Below are 21,237 nucleotides of genomic sequence, written 5' to 3'. Positions count from 1 at the left end.
TGCCTCTACCCTACTTCAAGCCAAGTAAGATCCGACACTTTTGCACCTAGACCTTAAAAAGCAGCCTCTGGGCTGCTTTTTGCGTTATAGGCGTAAACTTAGCTTGCTGTTGGCCCTATAAGGCCCTCTATCGGTCATTTTATTTGGTTATGCAATCAGCTAAGGGCTTCTTTAAAACCCTTCAAAAACGATTATATAAAGCCGAAATTTCCACTATTTTTTACAATAACGTCGATTAGGCGCAACAAGGTCAGGGTATTACCTATGGCGTTAACTTAGGAGGTAAACGCTTTGTGGTAAGTTGTACAGTTGCTGTCGTTGTACTTTTGCACTCGCGGCAATTAAAAGGCATAGCGGCATTGCCCTACTCGTCTTTGGCTACCGGTTTACAAAAAGTGAATAAACTAAATGGATAAGTATTTTATGAGTGGGTATAGAATCCTTCAGCGATAAGATTGTATATCTATGCCTGCTTGCAGAAAGTCTAGGTAGGCAGTGAAAATGTAATTTTTACTTTATGATTGTTTTACGCAAAACACAGATCTGCTTTTAATAAATTCAACCGGCTAAATGTGCGGGGCTCGGTAAAAGTGCTAACGCTATTATGAGAATAATCTTAGCTATAGGAATCAGTCTGCTCGCTACCGTTGCCTTATATCTTTTATATTGGTTAGGCAGTGGGATCGCATCAGATCTTGGCTACCCTCAACGAGGGGGTGTTGGCTGGGGTATTGCTGTGTTCGTAGCTTCATTTTTTATGTTGCCGTCTGCGCTTATATATATGCTGCTTTTACGTAAGTGGACCTCTTCCCGTGTTGTTGCACTAAGCCTAAGCTTCCTTGTGTTTCTGTTGTTAAGTACATTGTTTATGGGAAATCAGTTTAGTGATGGTTGGTCGCACCCCTATCGTTATATCTATTTTCAATCTTGTGCCTTGCTGGTGTTGAGTTCGTTAGTTGTTGTGCCGTTAGTCTATAAAGCTATCCGGCGGGCTTAAACTAAGCTTACTTTTTAAAGAATTAACTCTTCGCTTTCTAATCTTCCTGTCCTTGTGAAGTTGTTCCCATATAGCCTTGCCTCTACCCTTCTCTCTTTCGAATAACGCTTGTTTCACGTGAAACTTATCAGTTAATTAATAGACACGATTTACTTGTCGGGCGTCAATAGAAGAGGAATTAGCGTGATGTATATTGCTGATATGTTGGCTTGGTAATGGTGTTGTTTGCTCCTTGAGAAATCCTTTTTTCAAGTCAAATGTTGACTCAAAATCTGTGTGCTACTTGTTCTAATGAACTAGCTGTTTGTGGTTGTTAGTTAATGGGTAGAGGAAATGGACGCGGGATGGCTGGGTCCGTTTAGTCAGTATTAGGCGAAGCAGCAACGCTTTTATTTTTGCTGTAAATTCCAATAAGAGTAAACCTATGAATATTCAAACTCTCTCTATTTTAGCTGCCTCGCTAGGATTTTTAGTGAGCGGAAATATTGCACAGGCACAGGAGCCTATTCAGCCTATTTCTACAGTTAAGGAGATTAACTTAGCTGAAGTTGAACTTGGGAAAAAACTCTATTTTGATCCTCGGTTGTCAAAATCAGGCTTCATTTCTTGTAACTCGTGTCACAACCTGAGTATGGGAGGTACAGATAACCTAAAGACTTCTATTGGGCATAATTGGCAGCAAGGTCCAATTAACTCACCGACTGTATTAAATTCCAGCTTAAATATTGCGCAATTTTGGGATGGCCGTGCTAAAGATCTAAAAGCTCAGGCGAGTGGTCCTATCGCTAATCCTGGTGAAATGGCATCGACCCACACCTTAGCAATTGATGTTTTGGAGTCAATCCCTGCTTACGTTAATGAGTTTAAAGAGGTCTTTGGTAAAGACAAAATTGATATTGATCAGGTGACTCAAGCTATTGCCGAATTTGAAAAAACACTAGTTACACCTAATTCTCGATTCGACCAATGGTTGCTGGGAGATAAGGATGCGATTACCGATAATGAATTAGCGGGTTATAACCTATTTAAAAGCAGCGGTTGTATCGCTTGTCATAATGGCGAGGCTGTTGGTGGTAACTCCTTTCAGAAAATGGGGTTGGTTGAGCCCTATGAGGCAACGAGTGCTGCTGAAGGGTTAGCTGCTGTTACAGGAAAGGATGCGGATCGTTTTAAGTTCAAGGTGCCCACATTACGCAATGTGGAAATGACCTACCCCTACTTCCATGATGGCGAAGCGGAAACAATGACTGAGGCGGTAGATATTATGGGTCGGCTACAGTTAGGGCGAAAGTTTAGTGATGACGAAAATGCGCAGATTGTCGCTTTTTTAAGAACACTAACAGGCGATCAGCCTACTTTTCAGTTGCCGATCTTGCCACCATCTACAGAGACAACTCCTAAGCCTCAGCCCTTTGAGTAAATACCCTTCCTGAGTTATTTGGTCGAGCTCTAAACTCGAAGCATGTTTTCGGGTTTAGAGCATATATCTTAAGTTTGAATAAATGAGATTATGAACACCTGGACTGCTTTGGATCAACAGCGGGCAGCCTAGGTTTTAGGCGTTGAAATTAGTCAGCTGAAAAGGGATTAGTGCTGGGTTAGGGCGGTCGGTTTTTGCTGGGGTGTTTAAACGGAAATAGGTTTTTCATCTGTGGTTCTGTTTATAACGGCCGGAGATTTAAGGCACGCTCATTAGTCAGCATCAGTAAAATACTTTATGTGTTTCACGTGAAACCTTGTTGTTACTTCCTGCGAATTGTTGCTTTTGCCTTCCCTTTAGTTAATCCACAAGTCCGTTCTTTTGCAGTGATCGATAGATTTTCTTGGCTGTTTTGGCCAGTTTGTCTATATCCCCAAGGTTGGGTATTTCTCCCTCCTTTAGGTTTTTCTCTTTATCGAGCAGTTCCATATCTAAATAATCTAAGAGCTTTTTAGCGCAGCCGGTACAAGGGCCGTTACACATTAATGCGACGGGCATGTCGAATGGAATTGTCTCTCTGATCTGTTTGATGAGTGTTTGCATGGCTTCTGTGGTATCAGGTTTCATAGCTCCCTCCTCTGTCCTTAATTTACCAAAATTGCAGTATTGGTTTCTAGCCTTATGACAAAGGTGAGTGATATACAATTAACTTTGTAAGTGAGTGGCGGACTTTTTAGGTTATGTTTGGATTGTTTATAGGGGCCTATATTGGGCTGTTTTTTTGTATTGATGCTCAGGTTGCGAATGGTAATGAAAACTCAAAACAGGTGCCCTGGTTGAGGGTGCTGCGTACTTTGATGGGACTGTTATGTAGTTCTAAAATCCGCTTCACTATAGCTAAACCTAGCCCTGTTGAATTATGCGCTTCTCTGCTTTTATCTGGGTTGGTGTAAAAGCGCTCGAATATATGGGGTAGATCATCCTGACTTATGCCTGCGCCATTATCGCTAATGCTGATTTTAATTGCCTTTGTTGTGAAGGTCGCTTGGGGTTCTAGTTGGAAAACAATATTCCCGTTTTGAGGGGTGTAAGCGATAGCATTACGAATTAGGTTTTCAAAGACCCGCTGAATAAGGCTGATATCTGCATGCACATTAAGGCTGTGATTGGGGATGATAACTTGGTAGTGAATTCCCTTATCTTTTAGCTCCAGCTCCAACTCTTGTAAGGTATCGTAAACGAGCTCTGCTAAGGAGAAGGTTTCAAATTTTGGGGCTACGTTAAAGGCCTCTAGTTTTGATAGTTCAAATAGATCCCCGATTAACTGGCCTAAACGACTTGTGCTGCTGATCGCTGTTTTTAGATAGTGTAAGCGCTCCTTGTCGGTAAGCTGTTTGTCTTTGATGAGTAAAGTTTCTAAGTAGCCTTGGGTCGATGCTAAAGGGGTTCTTAGGTCATGGGATACATTGGCAATCAGTTCACGGCGTGAATTGTCGGCGTCCTTTAGTTGATCAAACTGTTGCTCAATCTGTGCTGCCATCTGAGCAAAGGTTTGTTGTAGTTGGTCGATCTCATCTTTAGCAGGTTGCGGCTTTGAGGGTTTGCTTAGAGATCTGTGTTTGCTCTCTAGTGTCTTCCCTAGTTGCTGTTCGGAAAATTGACCTATCCTTTTGCTTAGCTTGCTGAGGGGATTTATCAGTAAGCTAAAGATTAAGAGGCCTGCTGTGACGGCAGCTAGACTGATCATAGAGAGGGTCATAACCGCCATAGAGCGGCTGTGGCTGGACTTTATATCTTTACCCATTTCTTGGTGTATCTTGCTGCCTAATACCACGTACAGGTAGCCCTGAGGCGTTCCATTGTTAAGCACTTGGGCGGCGGAAAATATTTTAGTCCGTGTGGGATCGCGAGGGTCAATGCCATGGAGTGGAAATTCTGCATCGCCATTAATAAAGGTTTTAATTGGCCCTAAAGGGATTGTTCTTTGTTGGATACTGGTTTCCGGTAATGCGTGGGCGATGATCCTGCCCGTACTGTCCAGTAGATAAACTTCGGCTATGGGATTGATGATCATCGCTTGGCGAGAAAGTTTTTTTATCACATCGAGATTGGGCTTTTCGTCATCTTTGTCGATCAGTTCGTAGGCGTCCGTAACGTACATTGCGATACTGGCATTTATCTTTTGGGTTATCTCTTCGTTGTAGCGTTTCATCCAAAATTGGCCAGCAAAGAACATAGCGACACTGGATGATATGAGGATGAGTATAAGTGCAATGGATAGCTTGCTGCTGAGTGTGCGAGTTATACCTGCACTTAAAGGGGATCGAATAAGCATAGGTTGGCTCATGGGTTAGTGCCTAAGGTTTCTAATTTGTAACCTACACCCCAAATGGTGACGATCTGTTTTGGGTTGTTAGCGTCCTGCTCTATTTTCGCTCTAAGTCGATTTATATGAGAATTGACTGTGTGTTCGTAGCCGTCATGACCATAGCCCCAAACTTGATCTAAGAGTTCTGAACGCCTAAAAACTCGTCCTGGGTGTGAGGCGAAATGTTTGAGTAGATCGAACTCGCGTGCCGTTAAGTCGATCTCTTCCTTGCCTAAAAATACGCTGCGCTGATCTTCATCTATTGTTAGCTCTCCTGCTTTTATTATTCGCTTGTTGCTGTGGGTTACTTTCTGCATAGCTGCTTCACGGCGAAACACTGCTCGGATACGGGCAATAAACTCCATTACACTGAAGGGTTTTGTGATGTAATCATCGGCGCCTAGATCTAGGCCAAGCACCCTATCCAATTCGCTTGATCTTGATGTGAGTAATAGCACAGGTATATAGGTTTGCTCTCGCCGAACGCGGCGGCAAATTTCTAACCCTGAAGGTCCGGGAAGTTGGATGTCGAGAATGATTAAATCCCAGCTTTCGGTTAGTGCTTTTTGTAGGCCATCATTACCTTCGCTAGAAAGTGTCACCATCGCGCCTAAATCACCGAGATGAAGATTCAACAGGTCGGCTATATCTTTCTGGTCCTCCACAATCAGTATTTTTTTATTTTCCATTGGTACCCGCCTGTAGGTGAGAATCTATTTATTCTTATCGTGCTCAGTCAGTGTGACAGTTAATTGGTGATTTAATTCTATCGATCAGTTCTCACAGGAGTATCACGAAATATGGGTTATTTAGTTTTTCTGTGATATCTCTGGATAGAATTAACACCTAATTGTTAAGTGCCCTTGATACCTTCTCCTGCCCTCTTTTTTAAACTAGTTCCGATCTGAAATTATATGGCGGCCTCTGTTTGGTCGTTTAGACGGAGAGATTTAATGAACAGTTCTAAAGCTAAATTAAGTGCGGTTGTTTCTGCTGTTGTTTTGTCGTCGGTGATGAGTGCGGGCGCTATGGCTGCTGATGGTTTTTACGTGGGTGGTCAGTTGCAGAGTTCTACGTTTGGTCACAGTATTGAACGTAATACGGGTAGCGCTACTAGCCCAAGTATTACCAGTTTTGCAGAAGAAACGGATGTGGCTGTTGGTGTGCATCTTGGGTATAAATTACATTTAACGGATGATGCATTCGTTGTAGCGGAAGCGTTTTATAATGATGAAAATGCTGAGACAACCAACATCAACAATATGCTGCAAACTCAGTTGGAGCTTAATAGCTCTTATGGTATTAACTTTAAAGCTGGGGTTGATGTAACAAGTAAGTTTTCTGTTTACGGAATTGCGGGCGCGACAGTCTTAGATTTTGATATCCATAATAGCTATCCATTTGCCCCGCCTATGCGAAGTGGTGATGCGTCAGAAGTTGGTCTGTCCTTGGGGGCGGGCTTTGAGTATCAAGTGGATAAGCAGTGGTCAGTTAAGGGTGAGTATATTCAGATCAATGATCTAAGTTTTGATCCTCTACCTGAGGTTGCTGTGCCGGGTAAATTGAATCCTAACGAAGTGGATTTCGACAGCCTTAAGTTGTCAGTGAGCTACGCTTTTTAAACTTTGCTAACAATGCCGTGTAAGCCCCCTTCCTTGCTGTACGGTTTTTTTGCTCAGTGTTTCACGTGAAACGCTGAGTTTTTTATAAGACCGACTGGCAGGAAAATTATTTCGGCATTATTTGTCTTAGCTTTTAAGTGAGTGACTGGAGAGTAAATGCTTTGCGAAGGCGTTAAGATCATCAAAGATTAATGTGTTTTCTGGATGGGTTTTTGCCGAGAGTGTTTTCAGCCCTTTACCTGTTTTTACCAAAACCGGCTGGCTATTGAGTTCGCATCCTGCGACAAGATCGCGGGCACTGTCACCAATGGTGTATGAGCCTGACAGATCTGAAAGCTCAAAGGTCTCTGCAATTTTTTTAAACATGCCAGGAAGTGGTTTGCGGCATTCGCAATTATCGTCAGGGCCGTGAGGGCAGTATTCTATTGTGTGTATGATTCCGCCCTTTTCACTGACTAGATTCGTTAGCTTCTTATGCATTGCATGTAGCGTGCTTTCATCAAAATAATTTCTGGCTAGTCCTGATTGGTTGGTTGCCACGCAAAGGGTGTAACCGGCTTTTGATAGGTCAGCGATCGCTTCGATACTTCCTTTGATTGGAATCCATTCCTCTAGTGATTTTACATACTGGTCTGAGTCTTCGTTGATGACACCATCACGGTCAAGAATAATAAGTTTGTTTGGATCGATAAGTGCCATAGTTTTTGCCATTGTTGAGTTGATCTGTGTTTCACGTGAAACGTCAATAAAAAAGCCGGCGTAATGGCCGGCTTTTATTATAACTGAGTGCGGAGTCTTATCCGAGAACGGAGATGTCTGCTACACCCAAGAATAGAGCGCGAAGCTGACTAAGCAGTGCTAGACGATTATTTTTAACCGCCTCGTCATCAGCCATAACCATTACGTCTTCGAAGAATGCATCAACAGGCGCGCGAAGTCCTGCTAGTGATTCTAGGGCTTCTTGATATTTACCTTCGGCAAATAGTGGCGCTAGAACTGCTTTCTGTGCATCAATTGCGCTTGCTAACGACTTCTCTGCTGCTTCAGATAGAAGAGCTGGATTAACATCAGATATGCCAGTTACACCCTGTTTGGAAAGGATGTTGGATACACGCTTATTAGCTGCTGCCAATGCGTTGGCTTCTGTTAGGCTGCGGAAATGATTCACTGCTTTGACGCGACGATCAAAATCTAACGGACGTGTAGGTTTGATTGCCAGTACAGCCAAGAACACTTCGGCATTGATGTTTACATCTTCATACCATGCGCGGAATCGCTCAAGCATAAAGTCGAGAACTTTATCTTCCAAGCCATCACGAGCCGGTAAGCTTGTGTGGTTGTTGGCAGCGATAGTTAATAGTTCGCGAAGATCTAAATCAAGGTTGCGATCCACAATAATACGTAGAACGCCTAAAGCTGCACGACGTAAAGCAAAAGGATCTTTAGATCCTGTCGGTGGCTGATTGATACCAAAAAGCCCTGTTAGGGTGTCCAGACGATCCGCAATGGCTACAGCGATGCCGGGTGCTGTTTCTGGTAATTCATCACCCGAAAAGCGTGGCATGTATTGTTCGTTTTGAGCCAGCGCTACATCTTTATCTTCGCCATCGTTTAGCGCGTAGTGGTAACCCATTAGCCCTTGCAGGTCGGTGAACTCATAAACCATATCTGTCATTAGATCGGTTTTTGCTAAAAGCCCTGCCCGTTCTGCTTTGGCTTGATCTTCACCTAGTACGGAAGCCACTTTACCAGCAAGGGTGCTGATACGTGATGCTTTATCATGCAGAGTGCCAAGGTCTTTCTGGAAGACAATGCTTTTTAATTTTTCAACGCGGGACTCAAGCGTGCTCTTCTTGTCGGTCTCAAAAAAGAATGCCGCGTCGGATAGACGTGGACGAATAACTTTTTCATTCCCTTCTATAACCTGCTGCGGATCGTTTGAAACGATGTTGCAGATGGTTGTGAAGTTCGGCAGCAACTTGCCTTCGCTGTCTAAATGATGGAAATATTTCTGATGCTCTTTCATTGAAGAGATCAGGGCTTCCGCAGGTACATCTAAAAAGCGCTCTTCAAAACGACCGGTTAGAGCAACGGGCCACTCATTCAGTGCGGTTACTTCATCCAGTAGATCTTCATCTATTTGAGCAGTGGCGCTGATTTTTTCACCCTCAGCAATGACTTGCTGGCGAATTAGTTCAAGACGTTCTTCGTAATCCGCAATGACCATGCCGGGTGTTTTTAGCGTTGCCGCATATTCAGATGGCGTGATTAACTCAATATCGTTGTTGTAATGGAATCGGTGACCACGGGTTTTGCGCCCTGATTTAAGCCCTAGAATTTCACAATCAATAACATCATCGCCTAATAGCATCACTAGCCAGTGAACCGGACGGACAAACTCAACCCGTGAAGAACCCCAACGCATACGTTTAGGGATAGGTAGTTTGTTTAGTGAGTTTTCAACTAAGGTTGGAAGAAGAAGTGCTGTTGCTTTCCCCTCTTCTGTATTGCGGAAGTTGAAGTAATCACCTTTATCCGTTGAGATGGTTTCTAACTGATTGGCGCTAACACCGCAAGAACGGGCAAAGCCTTCGACAGCCTTTTCTGGTGCTTTCACTGATGGGCCGCGACGCTCAATATCTCGGTCGGCCTGTTTCTCATCTAGTGCGCTAATCAGTACAGCAAGTCTGCGTGGTGAAGCGTAGCTTTTAACGTCGCCAAAACCTACACCCGCTTCTTTTAGACCCGAGGTAATGCCTTGGGTAAACGCGTTAGACAGCGTTTTAAGTGCTTTAGGTGGTAGCTCTTCAGTACCTAGTTCTACGAGAAAATCCTGATGTGACATTATTTGCTCTCCTCGCAGTTAGCCAGTACTTCCTGACGAATTGCTTCAGGTGCTAGCGGAAATCCAAGTTCTTTACGCGTATTGAAATATGCGTTTGCAACTTCACGTGCCAAAGTACGTACACGTAGAATAAAACGTTGGCGTTCAGTTACTGAGATCGCATGGCGAGCATCTAATAAATTGAAGGTATGAGATGCCTTAAGAACCTGTTCGTAAGCGGGTAGAGGTAACGGCTTTTCAAGTTGAAGTAGCTTGTTACACTCAGCTTCGCAATGGTCGAACAGTTCAAATAGTTTAGGTACATCGGCATGTTCGAAGTTATAAGTAGATTGCTCAACTTCGTTTTGGTGGAATACATCGCCATAAGTAACCACTGTACCATCTGAGTTTTTAGCCCAAATAAGATCGTATACGCTATCAACATTCTGCAGATACATGGCAATACGTTCTAAACCGTAGGTGATCTCACCAGTAACGGGATAGCATTCAAGCCCACCGGCTTGTTGGAAGTAGGTGAACTGAGTCACTTCCATGCCGTTAAGCCATACTTCCCAACCAAGGCCCCAAGCGCCCAGTGTTGGTGATTCCCAGTTGTCCTCTACGAAACGAACATCATGAATACCTAGATCTACACCCATATGTCGGAGAGAGCCAAGGTAAAGCTCCTGAATGTTATCTGGGGATGGTTTCAGTACAACTTGGAATTGGTAGTAATGCTGAAGACGGTTAGGGTTTTCACCATAACGGCCATCGGTTGGTCGGCGGCTTGGCTGAACATAAGCCGCGCGCCAAGTTTCTGGTCCGATAGCACGAAGAAAAGTAGATGGGTGGAAGGTGCCAGCACCAACCTCCATATCAAGCGGTTGTACGATCACACAGCCCTGCTCTGCCCAGTATTCCTGGAGAGCAAGGATCAGCCCCTGAAATGTGCTTACGTCTGGGGTTGCCTTATCAGTCACAGAGTTCACCATTGTAAAATTGGCCGAAAAATTAGCCGGCAATTATACAACAAAAAATGATCAATCGGTCTTAGGAATGCAGAGAAGATGGGATAAAAAGGGTTTTTTAGTGAAAAGATTGAGCAGAACTAAAGTCTGCCCAATCTCAAGGTAGAAAATTAGTAATCTAAACAGAGGTATTTAAGGGTCTCAATAACCTGTTCAGTGTTTTCTGCAACGGCATGAGCACAGGCATCGATCTCTTTGAGTGGATGGGTTAGTTCTGGAGCGTGTTCCACAATAAGTGATTTTCCATTAGCAATCGCAAAGCCCGCATCAAAGGCTGCATTCCATTGGCGGTATTTATTGCCAAAACGAACAATCACTATATCTGCGCGTTTGATAGCGGTCATGTGGCGCATAGTATTCATTTTTGCTGATTTGTGATCGGTCCAGAAATTGGACTCTTCTGGGCCTAAAATTTCGGTAGCGCAACCATCACTTGATTCGTGGTCTGTATTTGGCGTTAAGACGTCGATCGGTAGGCCGTTTTGATTAATAGCTTTTTTGATCTGGTCGCGCCAGTCGGAATGAATTTCGCCAGAAAGGTATACGGTATAACGCATGGTTTAGGTCTCAACTTTTTAATAACTTAAAATCTATTTTACAGGTTACTTATCGTTTCCAGAATATAGGTGTAAATAATACAAGCAGTGTGAATACTTCTAATCGCCCTAGCAGCATTGCAAAACAAAGCACCCATTTTGCTGGCTGATTTAAGTCACCGTAATGGGTTGAAACGCCACCTAGACCCGGACCTAAATTGTTCAAGGTTGCACCTACGGCAGACCAGGCTGTTACTTGATCTAAACCGGTAGCGAGTAATGCAAGTAGCATGACAACGAATACGATCATATAAACCGAGAAAAATCCCCAGACCGCTTCTAATACGCGATCGGATACGGGCTTTTTGCCTAGTTTAACGGGAATGATCGCGTTCGGGTGAACGAGACGTTGAATCTCACGATAACCCTGTTTGAGGATAAGTAAAACACGTATTACTTTCATACCGCCGCCGGTTGAGCCTGCACAGCCGCCGGCAAAGGTGGCGACGAAGAGGAGGAATGGCAGCATGACGGGCCAGTGGGCAAAGTCAGCAGTCGCGAAGCCGGTTGTTGTGGCTATAGAGACAACCATGAACAACGCTTTACGGAGAGATTCTGCAGGCTCATAAGTGTTGGTGACGATTAAGGCTATAAGGGCAATTATTGTTATACCGACCAATGTTGAAAGGTAAAACTTGAATTCAGGGTCTTTTAAATAGTGGCTGATAGAGCGTTGGCGCCAAGCAAAGAAATGCAGGCCAAAGTTAGCGGTGGAGACAATCATAAAGAACACGCAGATCAGTTCTATAGTGACTGAATCAAAGTGACCAATACTGGCATCGTGGGTTGAGAATCCACCAATCGCGACGGTGGAGAAGCTATGACTCACCGCGTCAAATACGTCCATGCCTGCTAGCCAATAACCTACGCCACAAACGATTGTTAGGGATAGATAGATATACCAAAGGGCTTTGGCTGTTTCAGTAATACGCGGCGTAAGTTTAGAGTCTTTTACCGGCCCAGGTATCTCTGCCCTGTATAGCTGCATGCCCCCGATACCCAGCATTGGCAGAATCGCCACCGCTAATACGATGATACCCATACCGCCTAACCATTGGAGTTGTTGGCGATAGAAGAGGATTGATTTAGGCAGATAATCAATACCGGTTATAACGGTGGCTCCGGTGGTTGTTAAACCGGACATAGATTCAAACACAGCATCAACGAAAGAGAGGTGGGGATCCTCGGTGATCATAAAAGGAAAGGCCCCGAAAAAACCCAATACTGCCCAGAAGAGTACCGTAATTAAAAATCCATCTCGTGTGCGGAGGTCTTGTCTAACGCGGTAAACCGGAATCCAGATAATAAACCCGGTTATTAGTGTGATAAAAAAACCAGCGATAAATGCGAACTCAGCGCCGTCCGCGTAAATATATGAGATAGCTAAAGGCGGCAACATGGAAAAGCTGAATATCATCAGCAAAATACCAAGAATGCGCAGAATTACTTTGTAATGCATTTGATCAATTACCGCTTAGAAGAAAGTTAAGCCAACTTGGAAAAGTCGCTCAACCTCTTTAATTCGTCGTTTGTCGACAAGGAATAAGATCACGTGGTCGCCACTTTCAACGACAACATCATCGTGAGCAATAAGTACTTGATCGTTACGAACAATAGCTCCAATGGTCGTACCTTCAGGTAACTTGATCTCTTCGATAGCTTTGCCTACCACCTTTGAGGATGAGCTGTCCCCATGGGCAACCGCCTCTAAGGCTTCTGCCGCGCCTCGTCGTAAAGCATGTACTGCAACAACATCACCTCGGCGCACATGGGTTAGCAGTGCACCAATAGTTGTTTGTTGGGGGGATATGGCAATATCTATAGCGCCGCCTTGTACTAAATCTACATAAGCGGGGTTATTGATAAGGGTCATTACTGTGCGAACACCTTGGCGCTTTGCGAGCATTGAGGCCATGATATTGGCCTCATCATCGTTAGTCAGAGCGCAAAATACATCGGTATCTTCGATATTCTCTTCGATTAGAAGCTCTCTATCGGAGGCGCTTCCTTGAAGTACAATGGTTTTATCTAAGGTGCGGGCCAGTTTGTTACAGCGTTCGAGGTTCCGTTCAATAATCTTTACTTGGTAGCGATCTTCTATAGATTCCGCTAAGCGGGCACCTATATTACCGCCTCCGGCGATGATAATGCGCTTATAGGGGTTATCGAGACGGCGTAGCTCGCTCATTACTGCCAAAATATCTTTTCGTGCAGCGATAAAGAAGACTTCATCGTCTGCTTCAATCACTGTATCCCCTTTAGGGATAATAGGACTACCACTACGGAAAATGGCTGCAACGCGGGTATCAACGGCGGGCATATGTGCACGAAGGTAAGATATTTCGCGCCCTACCAGTGGGCCGCCATAGTAAGCCTTTACTGCTACAAGTTGTGCTTTTCCATCGGCAAAATCGAGTACTTGCAGTGCGCCTGGGTGCTGAATAAGGCGTTTGATATGTTTGGTAACTAGAAATTCAGGGCTGATTTTTACATCAATAGGGATGCCTTTTTCGCCAAAAATCTTCTGGTTTTTGTTGAGGTAATCATGCTCGCGAACACGAGCGATCTTTGTTGGCGTGTTGAACAGTGTTTGTGCAATCTGACAGGCGAGCATATTAACTTCGTCAGAGTTGGTAACTGCAATCAACATATCAGCATCTACCGCACCGGCCTGTTCCAGTACCGTTGGGTATGAGGCTTTGCCTTCGATGGTACGAATATCGAGTCTGTCTTGAAGTTCTCGCAGTCGATTCGTGTCTGTGTCGACGACGGTGATGTCGTTATCTTCTCGGGCTAAATTCTCAGCCAGTGTGCCGCCAACTTGCCCGGCACCTAGAATAATAATCTTCATTATCAGCCTTTTACTGCTGCTAGAGGCGGTAGAGTCGCCGTTTTAGTCGAGCTTACTCTGTTTTTCCAGCAGTGCATAATAGAAACCATCATGGCGATTGATTTGTGGAAATAATTGACGTCCATGCTCGCGGGCAATTCCCCAAGGTGCATCAATTTTTATCTCTGTTACATCGTCTGTTTGTGCAATAAAGCGCTTTATCTGTCGCTCATTTTCTTGCGGGAAAATGGAGCAAGTTGCATAGAGTAATTTTCCGCCTGGTTTGAGCATCGACCAGCAGTTTTCTAAGATAGATAATTGTAGTTTAGATGTTTCATGAATATCTTCACCTTGGCGTAAATATTTAATATCTGGATTGCGTCTAATAACGCCGGTGGCTGAACAGGGTGCATCTAATAGAATTCGATCGTAGAGCGTTCCGTCCCACCACTCTTGATGTGAAGCATCAGCAATAATTACATTGGCATCTAAATCTAAGCGCTCTAGGTTTTCTTCGATTCGCCCTGCTCTTCTCTCTTCTAGTTCAACGGCATCAACGGAGGCTAGAGCGGGTTCACTTTCCAATAGGTGGCATAGTTTTCCACCTGGGGCCGCGCAAGCATCGAGAACGGTTTGACCTGCCTGCAAATCTAGTAGTTGGGCGGATAGTTGGGCCGCCTCATCTTGCACACTAAAGGCGCCTTCCTCATAACCGGGCAGTGATTCAATATTTAATGAGGTGGATAGGCGAATTCCTGTGGGACTAAATTCGGTTTTCTCTGCATCAACGATGGGTTCAAGCTGAGTTAAATAGCTTTCTCTATCTGTTTTGAGTGCGTTGATTCTTAACGTCAGAGGTGCTTGTTCATTGTTGGCTTGTAGGATCTGTTGCCAATGATCCGGCCAGTTGTTTTTTAATTTAGCGATCATCCACTCGGGGTGGTTAAATTGGTAAGATTCGTTGTCTGATAATGAGTCGATCAACTCCTCTTGTTCCCGTTGGAAGCGGCGTAAAATAGCGTTCACAACTTTACCTGCCCACTCCTTATCTAAATCCCTGCAAGCCTCAACACTTTCACTGATGGCTGCATGGGCGGGAATACGTGTATGTTGAAGTTGGTATAAACCTAGAAGCACAATCGCTTTAATGTCTATATCGCGAAATTTGAAAGCGCGATTTTGAAGCAGTTTTATTATGCAATTTAACTGTGGGTGGTGACGCATAGTGCCATAGCAGAGTTCGCGAAGTAAGGCGCGATCTTTCTCTGGGCAGCGTCGCTCAATAGCGGGGAGCTGGGTGTTGAGCGAACCTTTGTTCTGCAATAAAGGAGTCAACACTTGAGCGGCTAAGGCACGGACATTGGATGTCATTATAGTTATCCTAGTTGTACGCCAGCACTAAACTGTTCACGTTTAGAGTTGAGTACTGAAGCTGCATCCATAGGCTTTTTACCGGGGAGTTGCAGCATCTTGATTTTGATAGCCCCTTCCCCGCAGCCAACAACGATGCTTTTTTTATCAGAGGGAAGAATTTGTCCTGCTACACCTTGTTGATCTAGTCGTTCGCATTCAAGCAACTTAATTGTTTCACCTTCTAGCTGGAAAGTAACCGCTATACGTGGGCTCAATGCGCGAATCTTTAGATCAATAGCTTCTGCTGATTGGTTCCAGTCGATCACGCCCTCTTCTTTGCTGAGCTTGTGGGCATAAGTTGCTAACTCATTATCTTGCATTTCAGCAGCAATGTTTCCTTCACATAGGCCGTTTAATGTTTCGATTAAGGCGGTTGCACCTATGCCACTTAAACGATCAAAAAGGGACGCTGCTGTATCTGTTTCATTTATAGGTGTTGCGGCTTTTAAAAGCATGTCACCGGTATCTAAACCTTCATCCATCTGCATGATGGTGACGCCGGTTTCTGCATCACCGGCTAACATAGAGCGTTCTACAGGGGCGGCACCTCTCCAGCGTGGCAGAAGTGAGCCATGCACATTAATACAGCCTAAACGGGGAGTTTCTAATATGGAGGGTGGCAAGAGCATTCCATAAGCAACAACAACCATAATGTCGGCTTCAAGGTTAGCGAGTACTTGCTGCTCCTCCTCGGTTTTTAAGCTGGTGGGCTGAAAAACAGGGATGTTATGGGCTTGAGCAAGGTCTTTAACCGGCCTTGGTGCCATTTGGTTTTTGCGTTTTCCTTTTTTATCAGGCTGGGTATACACCGCTATCACTTGGTGGTCGCTATCCAGCAGCGCTTGTAAATTGTACGCGGCGAAGTCTGGCGTTCCTGCAAAGACGATACGAAGTGGGGTGTTAGCCATAAAAAAGTTATCCAAATTAAATAAAACAGGCCTGCGCTGTTAAGCGCAAGCCTGAGAATAGAGTGTAGTCGATCGCGCTTACGCGTGCTTTTCCATTTTGTGCTGTTTTTCAAGCTTACCTTTAATGCGGTTTCGTTTAAGCATGGAAAGGTAATCTACAAACAACTTGCCATTTAGATGATCTAATTCATGTTGAATACAAACCGCTAAAAGGTCGTCTGCAATAAGTTCGTATGGCTCACCATTGTAATCTAGAGCTTTTAACTTAACTTTTTGTGGGCGCTGCACATCTTCATAGAAGCCGGGAACAGATAAACAGCCTTCCTGATATTTGTGTAACTCATCTTCAAGTATTTCAAATTCAGGGTTAATCAGAATTAAAGGCTCGTTTTGTTCTTCTGAGATATCGATAGTAACAATACGCTTATGAATATTTACCTGCGTTGCTGCTAAACCTATGCCGGGGGCGGCATACATAGTTTCGAGCATGTCATCAATTTGAGCACGTACGGCATCATCAACCGTTTCTACAGGTTCTGCGATAGTGCGCAGGCGAGGATCTGGGTATTCTAGAATGGTTAATATTGCCATGATTTAATGTCTATTCTACAGTTGTGTGAGGCTATCCAGCAGGTATCTATCATTGATACATGCTAACGTTAGAAAGAAAGTAACTTTGTTTCTAATCAAATTTCTCGATTTTTCAGCAGATTGGCCGAAATAATATGTCGAGATCGATAGCGAAAAATATTATTCTGCCTATTATACTGATTAGAACGCTCAATGCATTGTCGTTACCTCGTTAGCTTGATAGTTTTATAGCTTGGGGTAATAAGGGAACTGGACATGAAAAAATTGTTATGTGGATTACTTGCCTTTGTGGTGCTTTCTATTACGCATGTTAGTGCTGAAACACGAGAGGATAGTTTGCTTCTTCGTGATGATTATCCACAAGAATACGTGGTAGTTAAAGGTGATACTTTATGGCACATATCAGGGCGCTTTCTGCAAAGCCCTTGGAAATGGCCAGAGGTTTGGGGCGTAAACCCACAAGTTGATAATCCACACCTTATTTATCCTGGTGATGTTATCTACTTAACATGGGTAGATGGTAAGCCTCGTCTTGGTGTTCGTCGAGATAGTGGTATCTATCCTCGTGCGCGAACCTCTCCGCTAGATCAGGCTATCCCTGCGATACCTCTACGCGACATCATCAGCTTTTTGAATGATAACCGTGTGTTAGAGGAAGATATTCTAAAGGACGCTCCTTATGTATTAGGTGGTAAAAGTGCACGCATCATCGCCGGTGCAGGCGATCGTATTTATGCTCGAGGTAGTTTGTTAGAAGAGCAGCGTCGACAAGGCATCTATCGTGCAGATGGTGAATACGTAGACCCTGATACGGAAGAGGTATTAGGTTTCGAGCTAACTAAGGTAGCTGATGCTGATGTGAAAACACACACAGACGATGTTATTACCCTTGATGTTGTGAAATCTAAAAAAGAGATTCGAGTATTGGATCGAGTAGTACCGACCGAAGAAGTTCGTATACAGTCTATCTTTTATCCTCAACCCTCTCCTGATGGTCTTGAAGGTAAAATTCTTAAAGTGCTTGGTGGTGTTAGAGATGGCGGGCAGTTCAATGCTGTCGCCATTAACCGCGGTGTACGTGAAGGTTTAGAGCCTGGGCATGTTTTTGCTATTTACCGTAAAGGTGAGCGTCTTAAGGATCCTGTGACTAAAGAGTTCGTCACTTTGCCTAGTGAACGTTCGGGCGAATTGATGGTGTTTAAAGTATTCGAAAAAGTAAGCTATGGTTTAGTTATGCAAAGTACAGATGTCGTTTCTATTGGCGATACTTTGCGCCAACCATAATTTAAGGAAATAAAAATGACGGCAGATCCAAGGGACTGGATCGCCGTTGCAGCTCTGCCCAGTCTTGGGCCGGCTTCGATTAAAGCGTTATGGGAGCAAGGCTGGACGCCTGAAAAGCTTCTTAACGCATCTGCAATCGAATGGCAGCGGCTAGGTCTTAAACAGAAAACTGTAGATGCGCTGTGTGAATATCAGTGCTCCTCTCAAGGTCTTGTTCATCAAGCTATAGATACTGCTTCGCAGTGGCAAGCATCGTTTGATGACGCACATATCCTACCGATCACCCACTCTGATTATCCCCAATTACTTCGTGAAATTTATGATCCTCCTCCTATTTTGTTTGTTCGTGGGAATATTCAAGCACTTAATCTACCCCAGATAGCGATTGTCGGTAGCAGGAGCGCGTCTGCAAGTGGTTTAAAGCAAGCCTACAGGTTTGCCTTAGAATTCGCCAAAAATGGCGTTGTTGTTAATTCGGGATTGGCTTTGGGGGTTGATGCCGCGGCCCATAAGGCGTGCATTGATATTGAGAAGCCTACTGTCGCTGTTTTTGGTACCGGCATTGATCGGATCTATCCCGCCCGAAATCGATCATTAGCTGTAGATATTTTAAGAAATGGAGGTGCTTGGGTAAGTGAATTTTTCTTGGGCTCCCCTCCTATAGCGCCCCATTTTCCAAAAAGGAATCGCTTAATTAGTGGTATGAGCGTAGGTGTGCTGGTTGTTGAGGCGGCTCCGAAAAGCGGATCTTTAATTACGGCTAGAATGGCAATGGAGCATGGTCGAGAGGTTTTTGCGCTGCCGGGTCCATTAAATAATCCTTTAAGTCGAGGTTGCCACTTGTTAATTAAAGAGGGAGCCGCATTGGTAGAAACAGCGCAAGAGATGGTTGACCAACTTGCGCCTTTATTGGGTTGTTATCTAAATGAGGAGTTTGAGCAAGATAGCGTAAACCTAGACAGCAGTGCCCAGAATAATTTAATGGTTGAGTTGAGTGGCGCTGAAAGCCGCGTTTTAGAACAGATAGGTTATGAGGTTTGTTGTATAGATGCGCTAAGTGTTCAAAGTGGTTTAAGCATTGCTGAGTTGAGTCAGCTACTTGTCTCTATGGAATTAAAAGGAGTGATAGAGCAAAGAGAGGGTGGCTATATTAAGTGCTAAAAGAGTTTGGTTTGCCTAACATGAAATAAAAAGGAATATCAGTCGATTTTTCTATATATTTTTCGTCTATATCTATGACCTAACAGTTGTTGCAAAGCGGGCTTTGAACATTTAGTGTTCAGCATCCTAACCTAACTATCCGAGAGAGACATGAGCAAACCATTCCTTGCTATTCTAATGGGGTCGGATTCTGACCTACCTGTAATGACCGCTGCGGTTGACGTATTGCGCTCATTGGACGTTGCGTTCGAAATTAAAGTTAGCTCTGCACACCGTACTCCGGTTCAGACACATGATTATGTTAAAGATGCTGATGCTCGTGGTGCTGTAGCTTTTATTTGTGCTGCCGGAATGGCTGCTCATTTAGCAGGTGCCGTAGCTGCGAATACAACTAAACCAGTGATTGGTGTGCCAATTAATTCATCACTTGATGGTTTAGATGCGTTACTTTCTACTGTTCAGATGCCGGGTGGTATTCCTGTTGCTACAGTTGCTATTGGTAAAGCTGGCGCTAAAAATGCAGCCTACCTTGGTGCACAGATTATGGCTGTAGCGGATGCTGATCTTGCGGAACGTTTAAAACAAGAGCGACAAGCTAATACTGATTCCATTGTTGCAAAAGATGCAGCACTGCAGGAAAAGCTACAGAACGGTGAGTTGTAATCAGAATTTAAACTGGTGGCATATCCATCAGTCTGTTCGGGCGATAGAACACGGAGGTGTTATCGCCTATCCTACCGAAGCGGTTTGGGGATTAGGGTGTGACCCTTTTAACCAAGACGCAGTCTCCCACCTGCTCAAAATTAAACGACGCCCTGTCGATAAAGGGCTTGTTTTGGTTGCGGGCAACCTGTCTCAAATACAATTTCTGTTAGATGACCTCAGTGCGGAAGAATACGATAAAGTAACGGCTAGTTGGCCGGGGCCTTATACGTGGGTTTTACCGGACAAAAAAGATATAATCCCCAGATGGATTAAAGGAAAACATAGTTCGGTTGCTGTGAGAGTGAGCGATCACTTACTTGTTAAAAAGTTAACTGAAACTTACGGTTCTTTCATCGTTTCAACTTCTGCTAATCCTTCAGCTCATTGTCCTGCAAAAGATATATTGAGAGTAAATACTTACTTCGGCAGTGAGCTTGATTATGTTTTGCCTGGTTGTTTAGGCGGATTGTCTCAGCCAACCCAAATTAAAGATTTAAAATCGGACCGTATCGTTAGGGTCTGAATATATAAGTGAGTGAGTACTATGTCCGCCCCAAATATCGAAGCTGTAAAAGAATATCTATTAAGCCTTCAGGACGCTATTTGTGATGCCCTTGAAAAGGTTGATGGCGGTGGTGAATTCTTTGAGGACGAATGGCAGCGTGAAACCGGCGGCGGAGGTCGGACTCGAGTATTAGCGGATGGAGCCATCATTGAAAAAGGCGGGGTAAACTTCTCCCATGTTTTTGGTGATAAGTTACCGGGCTCGGCTACTGCGCATCGGCCTGAGTTGGCCGGACGTAACTTTCAGGCGATGGGTGTTTCCTTGGTCATCCATCCAAAAAACCCTTACATCCCTACTTCGCATGCTAACGTACGCTTCTTTATTGCAGAAAAAGAAGGGGAAGATCCTGTTTGGTGGTTTGGTGGTGGTTTTGATTTAACGCCTTACTATGGCAATGATGAAGACTGTAAATTTTGGCATCAAACAGCTAAAGATGCATGTGACCCGTTTGGCGAGGATATCTATCCACACTTTAAAACATGGTGTGATGAGTATTTCCATCTGAAGCATCGTGATGAGCCAAGAGGTATAGGTGGATTGTTTTTTGATGACCTGAATGAGTATGGTTTCGAAAAAAGCTTTGCTCTGATGCAATCTATTGGTAACGCTTATAGTAAAGCTTATATCCCAATTATTGAGCGTAATAAAGATAAAGAGTACGGCGAGCGTCAACGTGATTTCCAACTGCATCGTCGTGGACGTTATGTTGAGTTTAACCTTGTTTATGATCGTGGGACACTTTTTGGCCTTCAGTCTGGTGGGCGTACAGAGTCAATTCTAATGTCACTGCCTCCTGAAGTGCGTTGGGGCTATGATTGGAAACCAGAAGCAGGCACTGAAGAATCTGTGTTATATGATCGTTATTTAAAGCCTACAGATTGGTTGAATGTTTAACATTACTCAAGCAATGTAAAGAGTCCGTATA

20 protein-coding genes are annotated in these 21,237 nt (G+C 44.1%); 8 read left to right on the top strand and 12 right to left on the bottom strand.

Annotated elements, in window-relative coordinates; translation table 11 throughout:
- Positions 1-604: 604 nt before the first annotated feature.
- Together Q4492_RS09670 and Q4492_RS09665 are read left to right on the top strand one after the other, a co-directional pair.
- Entirely contained in the window at positions 605-997 is a 393-nt protein-coding gene (locus Q4492_RS09670; protein WP_303417374.1) for a hypothetical protein, read from the top strand.
- A gap of 424 nt (positions 998-1,421) precedes the next feature.
- Positions 1,422-2,417, top strand: coding sequence for a cytochrome-c peroxidase (locus Q4492_RS09665; RefSeq protein WP_303417372.1), 996 nt, complete (start codon positions 1,422-1,424; stop codon positions 2,415-2,417).
- A gap of 360 nt (positions 2,418-2,777) precedes the next feature.
- Here the strand turns inward: Q4492_RS09665 and Q4492_RS09660 are convergent, their stop codons facing one another.
- The 3 genes from Q4492_RS09660 to Q4492_RS09650 all read right to left on the bottom strand — a co-directional run bounded on the left by Q4492_RS09660 (position 2,778) and on the right by Q4492_RS09650 (position 5,474).
- Positions 2,778-3,044 carry a hypothetical protein gene (locus tag Q4492_RS09660; protein WP_303417370.1) on the bottom strand — a complete coding sequence of 89 codons (267 nt, stop codon included), beginning with the start codon at positions 3,042-3,044 and terminating at the stop codon, positions 2,778-2,780.
- Between the two features lie 166 nt (positions 3,045-3,210).
- The gene (locus tag Q4492_RS09655) at positions 3,211-4,764 is read right to left on the bottom strand and encodes a cell wall metabolism sensor histidine kinase WalK (RefSeq protein ID WP_303417368.1); all 1,554 of its coding nucleotides are present in this window, start codon (positions 4,762-4,764) and stop codon (positions 3,211-3,213) included.
- Positions 4,761-5,474, bottom strand: a complete 714-nt coding sequence (locus Q4492_RS09650) for a response regulator transcription factor (protein ID WP_303417366.1) — start codon at positions 5,472-5,474, stop codon at positions 4,761-4,763. Before Q4492_RS09650 ends, Q4492_RS09655 begins: the two co-directional genes overlap by 4 nt.
- Positions 5,475-5,738: 264 nt before the next feature.
- Here Q4492_RS09650 and Q4492_RS09645 point away from each other — a divergent pair, with 264 nt between their 5' ends.
- A complete protein-coding gene (locus tag Q4492_RS09645) occupies positions 5,739-6,407 on the top strand; it encodes an outer membrane protein (protein ID WP_303417365.1) in 669 nt (222 codons plus the stop codon).
- Positions 6,408-6,533: 126 nt separating this feature from the next.
- On the opposite strand, the gene gmhB is transcribed toward Q4492_RS09645, so the two are convergent.
- The 9 genes from gmhB to def all read right to left on the bottom strand — a co-directional run bounded on the left by gmhB (position 6,534) and on the right by def (position 16,597).
- A complete protein-coding gene (gene gmhB, locus Q4492_RS09640; RefSeq protein WP_303417363.1) occupies positions 6,534-7,106 on the bottom strand; it encodes a D-glycero-beta-D-manno-heptose 1,7-bisphosphate 7-phosphatase in 573 nt (190 codons plus the stop codon).
- 97 nt (positions 7,107-7,203) lie between these two features.
- On the bottom strand, positions 7,204-9,252 hold the full coding sequence (gene glyS, locus Q4492_RS09635; protein ID WP_303417362.1) for a glycine--tRNA ligase subunit beta: 2,049 nt from the start codon (positions 9,250-9,252) through the stop codon (positions 7,204-7,206).
- Complete coding sequence (glyQ, locus tag Q4492_RS09630) at positions 9,252-10,223, bottom strand: glycine--tRNA ligase subunit alpha (RefSeq protein WP_303417360.1); 972 nt, start codon at positions 10,221-10,223, stop codon at positions 9,252-9,254. Before glyQ ends, glyS begins: the two co-directional genes overlap by 1 nt.
- A 146-nt stretch (positions 10,224-10,369) precedes the next feature.
- Positions 10,370-10,816 (bottom strand): YtoQ family protein, encoded by a 447-nt coding sequence (locus Q4492_RS09625; protein ID WP_067868591.1) that lies wholly within the window; start codon positions 10,814-10,816, stop codon positions 10,370-10,372.
- A 49-nt stretch (positions 10,817-10,865) separates the two neighbouring features.
- Positions 10,866-12,314 carry a TrkH family potassium uptake protein gene (locus Q4492_RS09620; RefSeq protein WP_303417357.1) on the bottom strand — a complete coding sequence of 483 codons (1,449 nt, stop codon included), beginning with the start codon at positions 12,312-12,314 and terminating at the stop codon, positions 10,866-10,868.
- A gap of 15 nt (positions 12,315-12,329) precedes the next feature.
- A complete protein-coding gene (trkA, locus tag Q4492_RS09615) occupies positions 12,330-13,706 on the bottom strand; it encodes a Trk system potassium transporter TrkA (RefSeq protein WP_303417355.1) in 1,377 nt (458 codons plus the stop codon).
- 42 nt (positions 13,707-13,748) lie between these two features.
- Positions 13,749-15,056 carry a 16S rRNA (cytosine(967)-C(5))-methyltransferase RsmB gene (gene rsmB, locus Q4492_RS09610; protein WP_303417353.1) on the bottom strand — a complete coding sequence of 436 codons (1,308 nt, stop codon included), beginning with the start codon at positions 15,054-15,056 and terminating at the stop codon, positions 13,749-13,751.
- 5 nt (positions 15,057-15,061) lie between these two features.
- Positions 15,062-16,006 (bottom strand): methionyl-tRNA formyltransferase, encoded by a 945-nt coding sequence (gene fmt / locus Q4492_RS09605; protein WP_303417351.1) that lies wholly within the window; start codon positions 16,004-16,006, stop codon positions 15,062-15,064.
- Between the two features lie 78 nt (positions 16,007-16,084).
- Positions 16,085-16,597, bottom strand: coding sequence for a peptide deformylase (gene def, locus Q4492_RS09600; protein WP_303417349.1), 513 nt, complete (start codon positions 16,595-16,597; stop codon positions 16,085-16,087).
- Positions 16,598-16,852: 255 nt separating this feature from the next.
- On the opposite strand from def, the gene Q4492_RS09595 reads away from it, so the two are divergent.
- The 5 genes from Q4492_RS09595 to hemF all read left to right on the top strand — a co-directional run bounded on the left by Q4492_RS09595 (position 16,853) and on the right by hemF (position 21,206).
- Complete coding sequence (locus Q4492_RS09595; protein WP_303417347.1) at positions 16,853-17,881, top strand: LysM peptidoglycan-binding domain-containing protein; 1,029 nt, start codon at positions 16,853-16,855, stop codon at positions 17,879-17,881.
- A gap of 15 nt (positions 17,882-17,896) precedes the next feature.
- Entirely contained in the window at positions 17,897-19,042 is a 1,146-nt protein-coding gene (gene dprA / locus Q4492_RS09590) for a DNA-processing protein DprA (protein ID WP_303417345.1), read from the top strand.
- A gap of 150 nt (positions 19,043-19,192) precedes the next feature.
- Complete coding sequence (gene purE / locus Q4492_RS09585; RefSeq protein ID WP_067868572.1) at positions 19,193-19,705, top strand: 5-(carboxyamino)imidazole ribonucleotide mutase; 513 nt, start codon at positions 19,193-19,195, stop codon at positions 19,703-19,705.
- On the top strand, positions 19,695-20,270 hold the full coding sequence (locus Q4492_RS09580) for an L-threonylcarbamoyladenylate synthase (protein ID WP_303417342.1): 576 nt from the start codon (positions 19,695-19,697) through the stop codon (positions 20,268-20,270). The genes purE and Q4492_RS09580 overlap by 11 nt, the downstream gene beginning before the upstream one ends.
- Positions 20,271-20,291: 21 nt before the next feature.
- Positions 20,292-21,206: an oxygen-dependent coproporphyrinogen oxidase gene (gene hemF, locus Q4492_RS09575; protein ID WP_303417339.1), complete on the top strand. Its 915-nt coding sequence runs from the start codon at positions 20,292-20,294 to the stop codon at positions 21,204-21,206.
- Positions 21,207-21,237: the final 31 nt, after the last annotated feature.

This window comes from Neptuniibacter sp. 1_MG-2023 (assembly GCF_030547185.1).
In the GTDB taxonomy this organism is placed as follows: Bacteria; Pseudomonadota; Gammaproteobacteria; order Pseudomonadales; family Balneatricaceae; genus Neptuniibacter.
This window is presented reverse-complemented; position numbering and strand designations above follow the sequence as displayed.